The sequence below is a fragment of the Corynebacterium pseudodiphtheriticum DSM 44287 genome, assembly GCF_000688415.1.
Classification (GTDB): Bacteria; Actinomycetota; Actinomycetes; order Mycobacteriales; family Mycobacteriaceae; genus Corynebacterium; species Corynebacterium pseudodiphtheriticum.
On the sequence record NZ_JIAH01000008.1, the window covers coordinates 36545 to 53247 of the forward strand.

The 16703-nt window shown below is 54.9% G+C and carries 11 protein-coding genes; 3 read left to right on the top strand and 8 right to left on the bottom strand.

Translation table 11 applies throughout. The features are described 5' to 3' along the window. Nucleotides 1-7: 7 nt before the first annotated feature. Nucleotides 8-991: a hypothetical protein gene (locus O146_RS0106390; RefSeq protein WP_027017979.1), complete on the top strand. Its 984-nt coding sequence runs from the start codon at nt 8-10 to the stop codon at nt 989-991. On the opposite strand, the gene O146_RS0106395 is transcribed toward O146_RS0106390, so the two are convergent. From O146_RS0106395 to O146_RS0106425, 7 genes are all read right to left on the bottom strand, one after another. Further along, nucleotides 918-2966, bottom strand: a complete 2049-nt coding sequence (locus tag O146_RS0106395; RefSeq protein WP_027017980.1) for an ATP-dependent DNA helicase UvrD2 — start codon at nt 2964-2966, stop codon at nt 918-920. The genes O146_RS0106390 and O146_RS0106395 overlap by 74 nt on opposite strands. Before the next feature lie 11 nt (nt 2967-2977). After that, the gene (locus O146_RS0106400) at nt 2978-4219 is read right to left on the bottom strand and encodes a potassium channel family protein (RefSeq protein WP_027017981.1); all 1242 of its coding nucleotides are present in this window, start codon (nt 4217-4219) and stop codon (nt 2978-2980) included. 9 nt (nt 4220-4228) lie between these two features. After that, nucleotides 4229-7663, bottom strand: coding sequence for an ATP-dependent helicase (locus tag O146_RS0106405; RefSeq protein ID WP_051619305.1), 3435 nt, complete (start codon nt 7661-7663; stop codon nt 4229-4231). Further along, complete coding sequence (locus tag O146_RS0106410) at nt 7656-10841, bottom strand: ATP-dependent DNA helicase (RefSeq protein WP_027017983.1); 3186 nt, start codon at nt 10839-10841, stop codon at nt 7656-7658. Before O146_RS0106410 ends, O146_RS0106405 begins: the two co-directional genes overlap by 8 nt. Before the next feature lie 3 nt (nt 10842-10844). Continuing rightward, nucleotides 10845-11600 carry a hypothetical protein gene (locus O146_RS0106415; protein WP_021353674.1) on the bottom strand — a complete coding sequence of 252 codons (756 nt, stop codon included), beginning with the start codon at nt 11598-11600 and terminating at the stop codon, nt 10845-10847. An 8-nt stretch (nt 11601-11608) separates the two neighbouring features. Further along, nucleotides 11609-12577, bottom strand: a complete 969-nt coding sequence (locus tag O146_RS0106420; RefSeq protein WP_021353673.1) for a DUF3152 domain-containing protein — start codon at nt 12575-12577, stop codon at nt 11609-11611. Nucleotides 12578-12723: 146 nt separating this feature from the next. Next, a complete protein-coding gene (locus O146_RS0106425; RefSeq protein ID WP_021353672.1) occupies nt 12724-12951 on the bottom strand; it encodes a DUF3107 domain-containing protein in 228 nt (75 codons plus the stop codon). Between the two features lie 83 nt (nt 12952-13034). Here O146_RS0106425 and O146_RS0106430 point away from each other — a divergent pair, with 83 nt between their 5' ends. Together O146_RS0106430 and O146_RS0106435 are read left to right on the top strand one after the other, a co-directional pair. After that, a complete protein-coding gene (locus tag O146_RS0106430) occupies nt 13035-14384 on the top strand; it encodes a DEAD/DEAH box helicase (RefSeq protein ID WP_027017984.1) in 1350 nt (449 codons plus the stop codon). A 17-nt stretch (nt 14385-14401) separates the two neighbouring features. After that, nucleotides 14402-15781, top strand: a complete 1380-nt coding sequence (locus O146_RS0106435) for an Rv3212 family protein (protein WP_051619306.1) — start codon at nt 14402-14404, stop codon at nt 15779-15781. 89 nt (nt 15782-15870) lie between these two features. Here the strand turns inward: O146_RS0106435 and O146_RS0106440 are convergent, their stop codons facing one another. Next, the gene (locus O146_RS0106440) at nt 15871-16374 is read right to left on the bottom strand and encodes a hypothetical protein (protein WP_051137335.1); all 504 of its coding nucleotides are present in this window, start codon (nt 16372-16374) and stop codon (nt 15871-15873) included. Nucleotides 16375-16703 lie beyond the last annotated feature (329 nt).

Genomic DNA, 16703 nt, shown 5'->3' on the forward strand with positions numbered 1-16703 from the left:
GGATTGTATGGGAGACGAGCAACACCGGTTTTACTTCGCGCCCGGTGTGCGCGTTGTCCAACGTGATGAAAAGTGCCTACAGTTTGGGGTGGATTCCACCCGCGTGGGCATCGTCGAAACCACACGGCCAGAGACATTAGCCACAAGCTTGCATGAACTTCCGCGTCTGTTTAATCGTAAGGATTTTTCCATCGCCAGCCACAGCGCTGGATTAACCCAACCTGCGGCGCACAGTTTATTTGACGATTTGCTGGCCTACGGCATCATTCGTCCAGCGCTATCCCGGCCAGTAATTGTCCTCGGTACCGGGTTTTTGGCAACAATGCTGCGCAATGCACTAACTGATGCTGACTTTCTGGTGCGCTCGCCTTTGCCAGGCGAACCAGAAGAAACCTATCTCAGCATGCAAAACGCCCAAGACAACAATATTCCAGTGCTCGTGGTTGACCGGTTAGCAGAGACCACCACTATGGCACCGCTATTGTTAGCAATGGCTCGTACCTGGATTCCCGTCTCGTTAATCGATGCCACTGGTGTCGTCGGCCCTATTCATATCAACGCGATGGGTCCGTGCCCACTATGCATGGAGTTGCATCGCACCGACCGCGACCCCACGTGGCACGCTGCAACCCAAGGTCTGCGGTCACATCAGACAAGTCCGGGAAGCACAGCGTCGCCAGGCAGCAAAGCAAACAAAGGAAAGAAAATCGCCGACGGCAGTATGCAGCACTTCCCCACTGCAGCTGCGCATTCCACGGTCGCACACGTTATCGTGACTTTGGAGAGCATCTACGAGCTCAGCCCACCACCCGGGGCTTCTCCACACAGGATTCATCCCGGCCAGCTCTACGAATTAGATCCCTATGCCCGCCCGCAACAGCGCATCGTTGATAACCATCCACGTTGCCCAGAATGTTTTATGCATACTGACGGACGATATCGAGCAAATCCTGCCCAAACAGTTCAGCCTTTTTCTGGCCTATTCCGCTGATCGCATAAAGCTCATCCACCGTGGTCGGCAATGCTTCACTTATTGCCTGCAAAGTCGCATCAGAAAAAATAATATACGCCGGGACCTGTTCTTCCCTGGCTACCCGCGCCCGCCAGCCCCGCAGCTGACCAAAGAGGTCTTCGTTTCCAGGCGATTCACACTCTGCATGCCTACCCACGACTTTCTCGCCCGGGGTGGTCAAAACTTCCCTACACACCCGGCACTTTTTCGTCTTCCGCACCCGAGCCGCAGACGGCTCCTCACTGATACTCTGCGCGACTAGACCATCCAGAAACCTGGTTCGTTTGCGGCTTGCGCGGCCACCTTCTTGCCGGGCAGGCGCCCAGGACAACGCCAGGTGTTTCCGTGCACGGGTAATACCAACATAAAACAGACGCCGTTCTTCCTCAATCTGTTCATCACCGGCATCAATCGCGTAGCGAAACGGCAATAATCCTTCGGTAAGGCCCGCCAAAAAGACGGCATCCCATTCCAGTCCTTTCGCCGCGTGCAAGGTCACCAACGTCACGCTGTCGACGGCCGGAGGTTGTTTATCCGCGGCTCGGCGGCGCAGCTCACCCAATACGACTTCTAAAGAGTCCGTGTTCCGCAGCTGCACGATATCTTCCACCAGGTCAACCAAAGCACGGAGCAATTGCCAACGCTCACGCTCTTGTGCGCCATCGGGTTCTTGCGTCGAATAGCCCAGTGGCGCCAACGCCGCCCGCGCAATAGCAACAGGGTCCGGTGGTAGATCGTTTTGCAGGTTGGCACGAATTAGCTGCTGCATGGCATCAACGATCACGCGATTTTCGAAAAAGCTCGTGCCACCGCGAACTTGGTACGCAATGCCGGCGTCGGCAAGGGCTTGCTCCAGCACCGCGGACTGGGCATTGATGCGATACAGCACAGCGATTTCTTTAGCTGGCACACCTTGGTCTAGCAACGTGAGGATCTGCCCAGCAATCTCACGGGCTTCCGCTGGGTCAGACTCGAATTCACGAAATATCGGCTCTGGGCCGGGTTCACGCATACCTTGTAACTCCAGGCGTGTGCCAGCGATCCGGCCTTTCGCTGCACCAATCACCTGATTTGCCAAAGTAGTGACCTGCGGGGTGGAACGATAGTCTCTTTGCAGCTTAACGACGTGCGCGTTGGGAAAATGCCGCGAAAAATCCAGGAGATACTGTGGCGTGGCGCCGGTAAATGAATAAATAGTCTGGTTCGCATCACCAACGACGGTGAGGTCGTCTCGATCGCCTAACCAACCTTCCAATACCCGCTGCTGCAACGGCGTAACGTCCTGATATTCATCAACGACAAAAGTGCGGTAACGCTGCCGGAATTCTTCGGCCACGGCTGGAGCATTTTCCATGGCGCCGGCAACGTGCAGTAGCAGATCCGAAAAATCCAGGTGCATGCCTTCGTCGCTGGTTTTCAGCTGCTCGTAGCGCCGGTACACCTCCGCCACTTGTTCCGCGGGCAGCGGTGGAGTGCGGTCAATGCTGTCAACGTATGCGGCATAGCCATCCGCACCCAACAGGCTGGATTTCGCCCACTCGATCTCGTTGAGCAAATCGCGGATAGTGTCTTTGCTTGGGGTATTCGTTACCGAGCGTGCGGCGCGAGCAACAACGGGAAACGCGCTATCCAGAAGTTTCCATTTCACATCACCGGCGATTTGTGGCCAGAAATAGCGCAACTGACGCCGAGCCGCGGCGTGGAAAGTCATCGCCTGGACTCCCCCGATATTCATACTGGCGAGGCGATCACGCATCTCACCGGCCGCGCGGGAAGTATAAGTCAAAGCCAGCACGCTGTTAGTGGTGGCAAAGCCTTGATCAATCAGGTGCGCAATCCGGTACGTGATGGTGCGAGTTTTACCAGTGCCGGCGCCAGCAATGATCGCAACCGGACCCCGCGGTGCCGTAGCAGCCGCACGCTGATCGTCATCCAACACATCCAGATTCACCATTGGCTAAACCCCTATTCGTTTCCACCGGATTCTTTGCTTTTCAGCTCACGTTGCTCATCAATATGGCGACCGTGGCAGTCCCCGGAGGTATCAGTCACTTCTCGACTCTTAGATTCCCGGTGCGATTTATCTTTCACTTGCTTGGCTTTACCTCCAAGACGTTCCATCTCGCGTTTTTCGTTCTGCTTCTTCCGTTCTGTCTCATCGCTTTTGCGGATGTACAGCAGGCGGTCTTGTGCACGTAGCTCCAGGGTTTCATCCATATCCACACGGTAAACCCGATCATTACGAATCACGCTGAGCACAATATCCGATAAATGTCGCGGATTGGCACCAACCTCATAGCTAGCAACCGGGCGCTCTGCGACTGAGAAGCCTTCCGAGGGCGAAAGCAGATCATCCATCATTTTCACCACCGATGGCGTGGACGTCGACAAGCCCAACAAACGGCCGGCGGTTTCTGAGGAAACCACAGTGGAATTTGCGCCAGATTGCAAAAGGAGGTGCCGGTTTTCTACCTCCCGCACTGCAGCGGAAATCTTTGCCTTTTTATTCATTTCTCGTGCCGACAAAGTGGCCAAGACATTAGTGTCGTCACTATTGGTGGCCACAACGACGTTTTTCGCACGTTCGATACCAGCGATTTTCAAGACATCCGACTTTGTCCCTGAGCCTTGTACAGTCACCACTTCTTGTGCTTCTGCTACGCGCAGGCAGGCACGCTCTGGGTCCACAACCACAATATTGCGCACATCGGTACCGTCATCGAGCAACGCCTGCATCGCGGATTGCCCCTTAGTACCAAAACCGATGATGATTGTGTGATCGTGCACGTGTTTTCTCCATTGCTGAATCTGGAACGTTTTGCGTGAGCGCTCCGTCAGCACAGATAAGGTTGTGCCGACGAGCAAAATTAGGAACATTAACCGGGCTGGGGTAACCAAAAGGATATTGGTTAAACGGGCACCGGTGGTGACAGGAACAATATCGCCGTAGCCGGTTGTTGTCAGCGAAATAGTCGAATAGTACAACGCATCAATGAGATTGAGTTTTTCGTTGTAACCATCTTGTCCGATATAGACAACAGCAGCGACACCTGTGACGATAGCTGCTGCCAGCATGAACCGGCGCAAGATCAGAAAAAATGGGTGCGTTCGCATGCCTTCGGGGATATGAATGACATCCTCTAAGGCATAATTCGGCAGCGAAGTCAGCTCAAATCGCCGCAGCTTCGCTCTGATTCTTCCGCGCATTGCTGTGTTCTAGTTTCCTTTATTATCACTGTGCCCAGCAGTTCCTGCCCCATTCTCGCGCTGCAGCATGCTCGCAAGCTGTCCAGCATCTGGGAGTTGCTTGGGTTCGAAAGTGTAATTATCCATGATGTAGTGGAACGCCGCACGTACCGGTTTTTCGGTGCCACTGAGGCGCTGCCATGCTTCACGATAGACCGCCAACTGAATAACCGCCGAACGCATCTGCTCGCCTTGCGGTGGCCTGCCGGTTTTCCAGTCGACCACCATCCATTCATCTCCCAAATCGAAGACAGCATCCATACGGCCGCGGACGACGGAACTTCCCAAGCTAAATTCGAAGCCTTGCTCAACATTCGTCGGGGTTCTATCCGCCCAGGCGCTAGCAAGGAAAGCATCTTTCAATTTGTCGAAGTCTGCTTCCACGTTTTCTTCACTACCGGGCAGCTCCGTCTCATCCAAGATCGCGTTGGCGCCATAGCGATCTTCGATCCATTGGTGGAATGCTGTACCTCGTTTGGCATAAGCATTTGGCTTAAACGGAACCGGGCGACGTTGTCTCCGAGCGAATTGAGTCGGATTATCACGCAAAGCAACCAACTCGGACGCAGTAAGCTCACCTGGTATTTCTACATCAACGATGGGTGCAGAAAGCGCACGGTGTTCTTCAATAAGCGCGGTGGCTTCGCGTTCCCACAACGAGAACAACTCACCGCCTAGTGCCGGGATTTCTTCATCAGTTCCTAGGCTTCCCATTGCTTGTTGCACTAGCTCAGCGCCACGCCACACTTCCTCCCGAGGGCGTACTGACGGAAATTGTGCAGTGAACCCGGTTAGAACTTCTTCGACACGCTCTTCATTAGGAGTCGCCCCATCGAGCAGTACGGTTTCTCCCATCTCTGTGGCAACCTTAGCGTCCGTCACGTCCCGAAGTTCATCGGCGGCGTCGTCAAGCTGCCAATGCACAATCGTGATTGGTGGCTGTTCTGCCTTCCGCTCGGCTTCTTCTGCACGCTGCTGGGCATAGCGATGCATCTCTGCAAAGTGCTCATACGGGTCCTTCTCCGACCCTGTGACCACCAGTTCATCTTCAGCCCGCGTTAATGCTACGTAAAATAAACGGGAATTTTCTTCCGCATCCACTCCTTTTTGCGCAGCAACAAATGCCTCACCGTTGTTCTGGAATTCTTTACGATCTTCGGCTTCGAATAGTTGCGGCCAATCATGATGTGGAGTACGCGCAGCATCAGTCAAAAACGTACGAGTTTGCGCCTTGTAGGTGCTGGAATCGGCGTGACACACATACACCGAAGAAAACTCCAGGCCTTTCGACTTATGCGCAGTCATAATCTGTACCCGATTGTTTGTCTTCGGTGTCTCACCCGATGCTAACGAATCTTCGTGTTCCCGCGCTAGCTCAGCATAATCAAGCCAAGCTGCGAGGGGTTCACCGTCAAATTCAGCAATGGCTTCTAAGGCTCTGTCCAAGTGCACTGCCCCCGCACGCCGATGTGTGAGCACTTCCGTACGGAGATGGAAGGTATCAATGATGTCAGCGAATAAATCACTCAACGGCTTGCCCAGACAATAGGTGCGCAAATAACGAAGCTTCGAGGACAATTCAGCTATGCGTTCTAATCCCTCTGCGGAATAGCGTTCCGGCTCACCGAGATCTGCAATCGCGTCAGTCAGGCCAACTGTGTGATCGGCTTCTTCCGCTAGGGCTTGCGCTAATTGTGCTTCCAGTATGTCTTCCGGCAACTGTGGTTCATCTACTGCTTGCATGTCGCTAGACTTCTCTGCTTGCTCGGCAATGCCCGAAGTAGACTCCTCTGGTTGTCGCAAACGACCAGCCAAGTTTTTCGCACGAGCAGCCAAGGCTTTGATATCGACCATCCCCAACCCCACCGCAGGTCCAGAGACGATGCGCAATGCTGCTGTCCAATCATCTGGCCGCACCAGCATCGTTGCGATCGCCATCATGTCTGCAACTTCCGGGATTTCTAATAGGCCGCCCAGGCCAACTACCTCATACGGAACACCTCGTTCTTCTAAAGCTTCTGCAATGACCCCTGATTGCTTATTCTTCCGCACAAGTACTGCGGCGCTGAAACGAGCATGTGGGTCATGCTCGTTTCGTTCCAAGTATTGCTGGTATTTCTGGTGCAGGTTTCCAGCAACCCACGAAATTTCTTCCTCCGCATTCGGCCAATACCCAAAACTCACCTCTCCGGTTCCCGCCCCGGCGCGTGGTTCCAGCGGGGCGACAGGGCGATCTGGGCCTGTTCCCAACACGGCATGGGACACTGTATTGGCAATGTCTAACACGGTGGACGGGTTGCGCCAGGAAGTGGTGAGTTCTTTGCTGGGAGCAGGCTGGTCTCCCTCAGCTCCAACTGGGAAATCCTGAGGGAACTGTGCCAGGTTTTCCGAGGTGGCTCCACGCCAACCATAGATTGCCTGCATAGGGTCACCGACTGCAGTTACCGTCAATCCTTCGTGTGGGGTATTACCGAACAAGTTGCGCAAAAGGACCCGTTGGGCATGCGAAGTGTCTTGGTATTCATCGAGCATGACTACCTTCGTCTGCCGTCGTTGTGAAACGCCTACTGACGGATGTTGTTGGGCTAACTGTGCCGCAGCGAACATCTGTTGGGTAAAGGTGACTGCATTACGCTCTATGAGTTCGCGTTCGAGTTGCTCGATCATCGGCAAATAATCGATGCGCAGTTGCTGGCGGTCAACCCAGTTTTGGACATCTTTATTGAGGTCTTTCCGCTGCCGTGGTGCTCGCGGCAAATATTCCACCTCAGCGAAAGCGCGCGCACATTCGCGGAAATCATCGGCGAAGCTCAGATTATTCGCCATGCGTTCAAATAAATCCAGCAATTCCGTAACGATGCTGGATTCTTTTTTATCGGTCTCTAATTTTCCCTCATAGTTACGCACCACGGATTGTGCGATGGAGACCAAATGTGCACGAGTAATCAGCCGGGAAGTAGGCTCGACCGGCAGCAAAAGACCATATTCACGCACCAAATCCCCTGCATAAGAGTCATAGGTAGACACCCGTGGTGCAATGGTTTCCAGATTCGCACGCAAGCTCCCATCCGGATCTATTTCTGGCAAGCGTGGGGAATCACGCAGCACCTGTAACCGGTCGCGAATACGTTTAGCTAACTCTTGTGATGCTTTGCGCGTGAACGTAAGACCAAGCACTTCCTCGGGCAAGGCGTACCGGTTGGCGACCAACCAGACCACGCGAGCTGCCATGGTCTCAGTTTTTCCGGCACCGGCGCCAGCCACCACCAACAGTGGTCCAGGTTCTGCACCAATAATTTCGGCTTGTTGCTCTGTCGGAGCAAAGCGCTGTCCCAAGATCTCCGACAACAGCTGCGGGCTGACGATCCCGGAATGCTTGTGCTCAGTGTGCGTCGCATTAGACATTGGTGATCACTTCCCCTTCTCCCTGTGCTGGACAAACTGGACGCAGTGAGCAAAAGTCACAATGCTCCCCGGGCCGTGCTGTGACCGTTGGCCCGGATAATTCCTCAACCAAAGGTGGTAGCTGTGCCTGAAACTCTTGTAATTGTTCTTCGTCCAGGCGTGGTTGTTCCCGCGTACCGGCAGCTTTCGTCCGTCCCATTGGGTAGAGCAGCATCGCCATACCAATCTCGACCCCGTCACCGGTGACCACACGCACTTCTTGCTTCTGATCCGTGATCAGCTTTCCCTTACTCAACGCGAGCTGGTACGCGCTTAGCTGGGGATTTTTCGCGGTTTCGCGAAAACTCGGCATCGCCGAGGACGACGAAGTTTTCAAGTCCACAATCACGTAGTTGTCTGCCTCGTCTTTCTCTAAACGATCGATGCGGCCACCGATGGAAATTCCCGGCATAATTTCAACAAAAACATCAACTTCGCTTCCTACGTATTCCAATGCATCACGTGTGCTCACTATCCACGCTTTGCTGCGTTCGAGTAGTTGCGTAAATCGAGCCTTCTCAGCAGCTTGGCGCCATACAGGACCACGGTAAGTCTCTTGATATGCGGCTTCTGTTTTTATCTGTGCCCATTCAGGGTCGACCCCGCGCCCGAGTGCTTCGAAATAAGCGTGGACCAATGTGCCCTGTCGCATGGCATCGGTGGAGGTGGAATCACCCAGCTTTTCGACGAGCTCCCGCATCGGGCAATCCAGCAGCCCACGGATCCGTGACGGTGACAATCGGGTTCTCTCGGGTTTTGGCACTTCCCCAGCAACGGTCTCGGTGGCTGCCCACCACTGTGCCGGGTCTGCACCAGGAACTCCCGCTTTCGCCATACGCGCTAGTTGCCTTGCTGCTTGTCGGGTTTCTTGTTCCCCGGAGTCTGGAGAACACACAACGCGGCGTAATTCAGCAACCAGAGCCGATACGGACAATACCCGAGGTACTGTCAGCCCGCCGGTGTGCGTCTCGCCTGCAGTATCGGCACCGGATTCTGCATCATAAGGCTCCTTAGCTGCAGCAGCTGCTCGCTTTAGTGCCTCCTCCTGATCTTGTGCGGTAGCAGCCGAGACTATCCGCTCTGGTTCCAAATCAAATTTCAGGCACCAAGCATGAAAAAACCGGGACGGTTCAATAATTTCGTCGGCATGTGGTGCGTATACCGCTGTCACGATTTGCAGCGCGCGAGCACGACTGGTGGCTACTCGGAAAAGACGACGTTCTTCACCCAAACGGTCTGTGGCATGTGAAACATATTCGTCGGGAGCGATGCCGTCATCCAGGAAATCCACCAAATCTTCCTGGCCGAACAGCGATCCGGTCTCTGAAAGATCTGGCCAATTTCCTTCTTGTACGCCGCTGACCACGACGGTATCCCATTCACGACCGATTGTCCCGTGTGCGCTGACGATTTCCACGGAATCTGTGCGCGAGCCACGTCGCTCACGCACACCAGTAGGCAGTTCTTGTTCCACAATATGCTGCACGAAGGTTTCTACGGATGCGTCTGGGCGGCGTTCTACAAAATCGCCCGCGGTATCGAACAGTGTCATCACCGCATCCAAGTCTCGGTCTGCCTGCGAACCGGCTGCTCCACCACGCAATGCAGTCGCTGCCATACGGCTAGATAGCTCTGTGGCATCCCATACTGCCCACAGGACGTCTTCAACGCTACCGCCCTGCAGTGCTTCTCTGCCAGCTTGAATTACGCCACGAATGCGCACCAAAATATCAATTTCGCGTTCTGTAAGCAGTTCGGCAAAATCAGGTAAAGCTTCGTCAGTGCTCAGCAAATGCACCAAGCTATCAATGCCGCGTCGCTCCGGGTTGAAACGACGCAACCCACGTATCAGCCGACGCAAAGTAACCGGATCTGCTCCGCCCACCGGGCCAAGCACCAGCTTTTCCATCTCTGCACGGCTCAGATCTTCCTGCAGCGCCCTAATTCCTAGTAACAGGTGTGCAACGACGGGTTGTTCTGCCAACACGGTATCGGTGGGGCTGATATACACCGGCACCCCAGCCGCCAATAACGACCGTCGAATGCCTGCCATATCCGTGGAAGAGCGCACCACTACAGCGATATCTGACCAGGAGATGCCATCGTCGAGATGACGACGCCGCACCGCATCCACCACCGCAGCGCTGTTTTCCGTCCCGGAATCTGCCACTAAAGCCCGACGTTGCGGGCTACGGTGCATGTCTCGTAATTCCACCGACTGGTCCGCCGACAACTGGTCAAAAAATTCACTGCTCGCACCGCGGAAATGAAAGATTGCATGCTCTCTATTACCGCCGACAACAGCAAGATCGCAACCATCAATCAGTGTTTGCACCAAGCGACCAGCAGTGGGATCAAGTAACTGGGCATCGTCAACGATAATGGTATGCCATGGACTGAGCTCCCGAATCTCATCTAAATTACGCGAGACCTCGGCCATCAACTCCGCGGCCGAATACCGGTAGGTGCCCTCTAGCTCCATCATTTGCGTGTATTCCCGCAAAAATTGCGCGGCAGCCGTCCACATCGGACGCTGAAATTCCCGGCCCAAATCTTCCAGTTGCTGCGCTGATACTCCACGTTCTACTGCCCGCAACAAAAAATCCCGTAGCTGTCGGCCAAAACCAAGATAGCTCAGGGCGGGTCGCACATCGACGGGCCAATCTACTGAACTTACAGCAAGCTCAGACTCGCTTCCGGCAGCGGCCGCGGAGTATTCCTGCGCTTGCAGGCGCAGGATCTCACGCATCATCGCGTCTTGTTCAGCGCCACTGATTAGCCGTAGGGGTAAATCAGTAACCAGGCGCAACAAACCAAAAGCTACCGAGTGGATAGAACGAACCAATGGCCCCTGCGAATAATATTGCGAGACTTTCTCCGATAATTCCCGCCGCAGCCGGGCGCCCGATTCTTTCGATGGTGCGATCACCACAATGCCAGAAGGGTCTTTGCCTTCTGCTAAGCACTGTTCCACTCGTTCCACAGTGGTATCGATCAAAAAAGATGAGACACCGGAACCCGCTGGACCAGTGATTTTCCAGACCCCGGCTGCAGGCAGCTCTACAGGCCATTGTCGTTGTTGAACTTGTCGGGTGTGAGATACCAGCCTGACTTCCGGGTTCGGATGCATTCTCCTCATGTACTACAGCATGGCATACGCCCGTGACACGAGAAGGTCTTCGACCCGGTTAATATGCGAACGTGTGTTTGCTTTCGCCTCGGGGTGCAGGTTATTCACGTGTCGACGATAAGCCACCGCACGCAAAAGCAATTGATCGATGTCGCGAATATGCGCAAAGCGATCACAAATAGAATCATCAACCGCTCCGGCGATCATGCCGTCAACAATTACCAGCGCACAGGTATAGCCCCGCGGACGCAGAGCTGCCGTCGGCACGAGATCCACAATGGTCGGTGGCAAGAGGTGATGGAAAATCGTAGAGGCCAATAAATCAGCATGCCCGACGCAGAGCTCAGTATCCGGAGCCAGGCTCCGATATGCTTCCCCAGTTTCTTGCCATGCGGCGGCTTCGGCGCGAGCAAAAACATCATCCCGCTGCGCGGTTGGTGCAGGCACAGAAGCCAAACTGTCGGCCAACTTCAGTGCTAACAATGCAGTTTCGTCAACCCGCCGCGCCAGGTCTCCTTGGCTCCAGGCACTAGCTTTCCAGCCAGCCACTGTGTAGCGCCCATCAGTAGACAAAATCGGCCGAGCAATGCGCGCTCCTTCCACAGATAAACCGGCTCGCACCTTGGCCGACCACAATGCAGTCGGGGTGGCTTGCGAAAGCGCCATGTCCCCAATTTTTGTTCCGTTATCCCAAGCATGCCCCAACGGAGCTGGGACTTCTTTCGGCGTCTGAAATGCTTCGCAAACGTGATTAGGTGGCACTGGCATGGCTGTATTTAGGCCTCTTTCTCCGGTTCGTGCAGGGCATGGAGTGCCGCGCCGTTAGGAAGCGGGCGCGGGTACGGCCATGGGTTTGGCCGGCACGTATCAGGATTATCCGGATAAACCTCATCCGGATTCAGTTGAAAAAGTTCAGAATTTTGCAGGCTGATCGTTTGCTGCATCATCACCGGCGCAAGATTCCCATCGCCTGTGCAAGCCTGGTGGTGCGGATAGCCGATCGCATGCCCGACTTCGTGATTGATTAAATACTGGCGGTAAGCACCCAGATCACCTTGAAAAGGAGTAGCCCCACGAACCCAGCGTGACTCGTTGAGCAGTACCGTGGAACCACCCGTGATCGTCGTATGGCACGAGGTTTCTAATTCCAGGTCTACCCCACACATATCAGCGGTGGTAGTCACCGAAGCCAATAAAATCCGGGTGTCAGGATTTTCCTCCGCACCAACATGAACAAATTTAAAAGCTGGATCGTAAGTCCACCCACGCGGATCAGACAATGTTGCATCAACCAAACGCGCAACGGCATCATCACCGCCATAGGGTACGGTGTCCAGACCTTTTTCTACTTCCACCGTATAGCGAATCGTCTTTTCGGTTCCCAGTCCGGCTTCCATCCCTGGGGTTCCAATAGCACGGAATTCGCCCATACCATTGGCGGAATAAATCCCACCCGCAGGCAAATCACGTAATCCCAGCTCCGCTCGCGCTGCCGAACCCGGATCAGGCCCTAACCCAAGTTCACTTTCCGGGTCATCGTGCCCACCGTGCCTGTCATGAGCGCTGCCACCACGATGGTGTTCCGCGGACGAATCCGCATGTGCACCGCCAGACTGAGCAGAATCGCTACTGTCGCCACTGGCGATTTGCACGAGCACAGCAGCGGTTAAAACCAGCAGCACGGGAATAACCACCGCGCGCCGCCAGCCATAATTCTCGACAAATTGCACTACCTGGTTTTTCATAATTCGCTATCGGAGCCTATCCCGGGCCCTTGGGTTCTGCCTGAACTGCAGCGCCCGAACTGCAGCGCCCAATTCCTTAGCTTCCTCAGGTTCTTCAGCTTCTTCAGCTTTCCTAGGGCCCGGCGAGAAATATTCGACGCCCAGGCTTAGGCGCCGCCGAAACCGACAATTGGCTGCTCACTGCTACCAACTTCCACATAAGCGATTGCGTTGGTACGCACCAGGTACTTGCGACCTTTCGCGTCCGCAAGCTCAACGACATCATCAGCTTTGCCCAGTACATCCTTGACGAGCTTCACGGCCTCGTCATGCGACAGCTCAGAGTTGATAACTAGCTCACGTGGAGATTCAATCAGACCAATTTTGATATTCATATCCCATATTCTAGTCAAGTTCTCAAAATTCTGTATCGGTGCGGTTTCTATGCCGGACTAGCCGCAACGGTTAGTATCAAGGTGTGTCTTCCCGCAATGTATCTACCCCGCCCGCCACGCCAACGTTCGCAGAATTAGGCGTGGCAGCGGAAATCTGCGAGGCGCTTGCCGACGACGGCATCCACCACACCTTCGCTATCCAAGAACTCAGCTTGCCCCTCGCACTCGATGGCAAAGATCTGATTGGGCAAGCTCGCACCGGCATGGGCAAGACCCTAGGTTTTGGAATCCCACTGCTCGACCGCGTCTTCGATGACGCAGACATCCCCGAACTCGACGGCACTCCCCGTGCACTGGTGATCGTCCCAACACGCGAGCTGGCAAGCCAGGTCGGCGCGGATCTGTCCCGCGCCAGCCGCTACACACCAGTACGCACATTGACGATTTACGGTGGGGCATCGATCGAAAAACAAGTCGAACAAATAGAAAACGGCGTTGATGTAGTCGTCGGCACACCAGGGCGTGTGCTTGACCTGCATCAACGGGGTTATCTGCAGCTGGATCGCGTAGCAATCTGTGTGCTTGACGAAGCCGACGAGATGCTGGATTTAGGATTTTTGCCGGATATCGAGCGAATTTTCCAGGCCTTACAGCCAAAGGCGCCAGCTGAAACCCCCGCACGACGGGTACACACTATGCTGTTTTCCGCCACCATGCCTGGCCAAATCAAGGCATTAACTCGGAAATTCCAGCACAAGCCGATCCATATTCATGCCGAAGATCCGTCGGCAAGCGCTACCCACACGAGCACCCGACAGGTGGTTTTCCAAGCCCACCAGTTGGATAAGCTCGCGCTGGTTTCTCGGATCCTGCAAAGTCCGGGCCGGGAACAAGCGGTGGTGTTCACCCGCACGAAGCGATCGGCTGCCTTCCTGGCAAATGATTTATCCGAGCTGGGTTTCCGGGTTGCTGCAGTACACGGTGATCTTAACCAGGCGCAGCGCGAAAAAGCCTTAGCTGCTTTACGCGCGCATAGCGTCGACGTTTTAGTCGCTACCGACGTTGCCGCTCGCGGGATCGATATTGATTCGATCACCCACGTAATTAATTATCATCTTCCCGACGACGCCATGACGTTTGTCCACCGCATTGGCCGTACCGGGCGCGCGGGAAAGACCGGCACCGCAGTTACTCTCGTCGGCTTGGAAGAAATATCCAAATGGCGCGTGATTAACGACGAACTAGCGTTAGGCCAGCCAACCCCACCGGAATGGTTTTCTACCTCCACTGAACTTGCCGACGCGTTCGACCTGCCCTCCGACATCAGCAACCGCGTGGGTCCAGCCACCCAGGTCATTGGCGTGGATCCGGATAGGCACCGGAAAAAGCGCACCGGTGACTCTCGCGGCCCGCGGCAGAAGCCGAAGCGCTAGTGACAAGGCGAGAGAACATGACCCCAAAACCAACCATCGATACCCGCACCGGTACAGTGCCATTTTCGGCACCACTACGGCGCACACGCACAGATCTCACCGTCATGGCGGCCGTCGCCACCATCGCGGTGCTTGCCGTGTCAATCGTGTATTCCGGTGCATCGATCCGCAACAGCGAGTTAGTTCTCGCCGAACAGGCCTACGCCGCTCCGGAACCACGCAGCGAGATCCCGAAAGAATTTACCGAAATTGGCCGACTACACTCGGAGCAGTTTCCTGGTGCAGATCCCGCGACTAGCCCGGCACAACCACCAATAGTGGCAGCGGGATTACTCATCACATACGACGAACACGATGGCATGCACCGGGTGCGTGCTTATGCCCCAGAATCTCTTGCCGACGGGCCGCAATCTGGCGCTATTCGGGGCGCCGAAATTGCCCAAGCTACTGCGTCCAGCGAGGAAACGCCCCATACAGAAGCGACACCGCATTGGGAATATTCCCGCGAGTATCCGCTCTGCAGCATCGGTAGTGCATGGGATAGTGTCGTGCTCACCTACCGTACTGCTGCCGGGTGCGGCGATGTCATTGCTTTGGATGCCGCTACCGGACAATATGATGCCACCCGCTCGGCCGTAGCACCGGATGTTGTCGGTGGGGTCCAATCCAATGATCGAGTCGGGATAGTCTCTGCACAACGCGTAGAACTGTGGCGCTCGGATTTGGTTCGCACAGTGGAATACGGTTCTGTGGAAGCCCCGCAAGAACCAAACAGCCAACCAAACGCAAATTGTTCCATCCATTCAGCCTTAACTCGTACAGAATTGCTTGCAGTCGTTGAACACTGTCCCAACGACCCCCAACACAGCGTGTTACGGCTGCAGGAAGCGACGCCGGAAGATTCGCGAGTGCCGGAGGTCAATTCCAGTATTGGCTTAGACCACCCAGGCGCGCATGTCGTTGCTATAGGACAAGATGCTGCAGCCGTCTATCTCCCCGGCGAGCAACCAGAACTGATGTCTTTTAATACCGACGGGACCCGCACGAGCCAGCGTCGTGTAGTCGAAGCAGCAGATTTGGGAAACTTCACCGTCCCAGCGACCGCAGATCTGCCACACCACATGACCTGGTTCGATGGCCACCGCCTGTATTTTTTCACCCCAAATGAACTAGCGGTCGAGCATATTATTGAAGCGGCACTAGGCACCGGAGTTGCGGTGGAAGGCAAAGCGCTAGTGCCAACAGAATTTGGGATCAGCGTTGTTAACTGGAACAACGGAGAAATTGAACGCACCATCCCGTTAGACCGCGGAGATTACCGTGGCCCTGTCTCGCTTGCGGTTGCTGGCGAGCATATCGTCGAAAAGCGCGGAACTGAGTTGGTGGTTCTGCGCTAATTTCGCAGCGGGATCCCCACCCCTACCGATCTAATGCCCTATCACTCAGCCCCTACCATTAGGCACCTGCGATACTCGCTTCGGCAGTATTAGCCTCGGCGACGTGGTGCGTAATGCAGTTCCATCCAAGCATTCGACTGCGGGTGAAAGATCATCAGCAAGGCGATCACAGCCGAAGCCAAGATGAAGATGCCGAAAAACACTGCCCCACCCGACATCATCTGAAACGACGACGCAGCCAGAATCACCTGCAACAACACGATTGGACCGCGCCCCCAGCGCTTACCACGATATTGCGAGAGCGCCGCTGCCACTATCGTGCCGAAGATAATGGCAATGAAACCGGCAGTGCCAGCCCCAATCCAGTTCGCCGTGGCAGCATCTGATGCGATGCTGTTGTTTTCTGCATTGATGATCTCGCGCCAAATCAGCACCCCCGCAAAAATCAGCGCAATCACCGACTGCACCACGGCAATCAGCGACGCAAATTTGATCGTCGCTGGTGGCTGCAAAGGTTTTTCTTTTTTTGCAGGGTTGTTTACTGCGGATTCTGGTTTTTCTGGCATCGCAGAATTTTCGGATCGGGCATTCACGTGCAGTATTCTACCGACTGCAGCAAGCTAGCGATAGATAAAGGATTTGCCGAAAAAGAACCGCCAGCATTCCTCTCGGAAATTACATTCGCGCTGCATGATTTAACTCACTATTTATGGCAGACCCCTAGCATTCACCTTTTATTCATGTAATCATTCCTTCATAGCGACAACATAGGCCGCTAACCGGCACTATTCCGGATCAGCAGCAGCACGCACAGCGAGCAAGCGCACGCACCGCTGATACATCCCGAAGACTCCGGGCCAACTACCGCGCGCCGCGCGAGTTTTTGGCACAAAACCCGGCCGGTAGCACCGCAGAGGTATCC

Excerpts from the sequence above, each read along its gene's own strand:
- O146_RS0106390 (WP_027017979.1), top strand. The coding sequence starts at position 8 with ATGGGAGACGAGCAACACCGGTTTTACTTCGCGCCCGGTGTGCGCGTT.
- O146_RS0106395 (WP_027017980.1), bottom strand. The coding sequence starts at position 2,966 with ATGGTGAATCTGGATGTGTTGGATGACGATCAGCGTGCGGCTGCTACG.
- O146_RS0106400 (WP_027017981.1), bottom strand. The coding sequence starts at position 4,219 with ATGCGCGGAAGAATCAGAGCGAAGCTGCGGCGATTTGAGCTGACTTCG.
- O146_RS0106405 (WP_051619305.1), bottom strand. The coding sequence starts at position 7,663 with ATGTCTAATGCGACGCACACTGAGCACAAGCATTCCGGGATCGTCAGC.
- O146_RS0106410 (WP_027017983.1), bottom strand. The coding sequence starts at position 10,841 with ATGAGGAGAATGCATCCGAACCCGGAAGTCAGGCTGGTATCTCACACC.
- O146_RS0106415 (WP_021353674.1), bottom strand. The coding sequence starts at position 11,600 with ATGCCAGTGCCACCTAATCACGTTTGCGAAGCATTTCAGACGCCGAAA.
- O146_RS0106420 (WP_021353673.1), bottom strand. The coding sequence starts at position 12,577 with ATGAAAAACCAGGTAGTGCAATTTGTCGAGAATTATGGCTGGCGGCGC.
- O146_RS0106425 (WP_021353672.1), bottom strand. The coding sequence starts at position 12,951 with ATGAATATCAAAATTGGTCTGATTGAATCTCCACGTGAGCTAGTTATC.
- O146_RS0106435 (WP_051619306.1), top strand. The coding sequence starts at position 14,402 with ATGACCCCAAAACCAACCATCGATACCCGCACCGGTACAGTGCCATTT.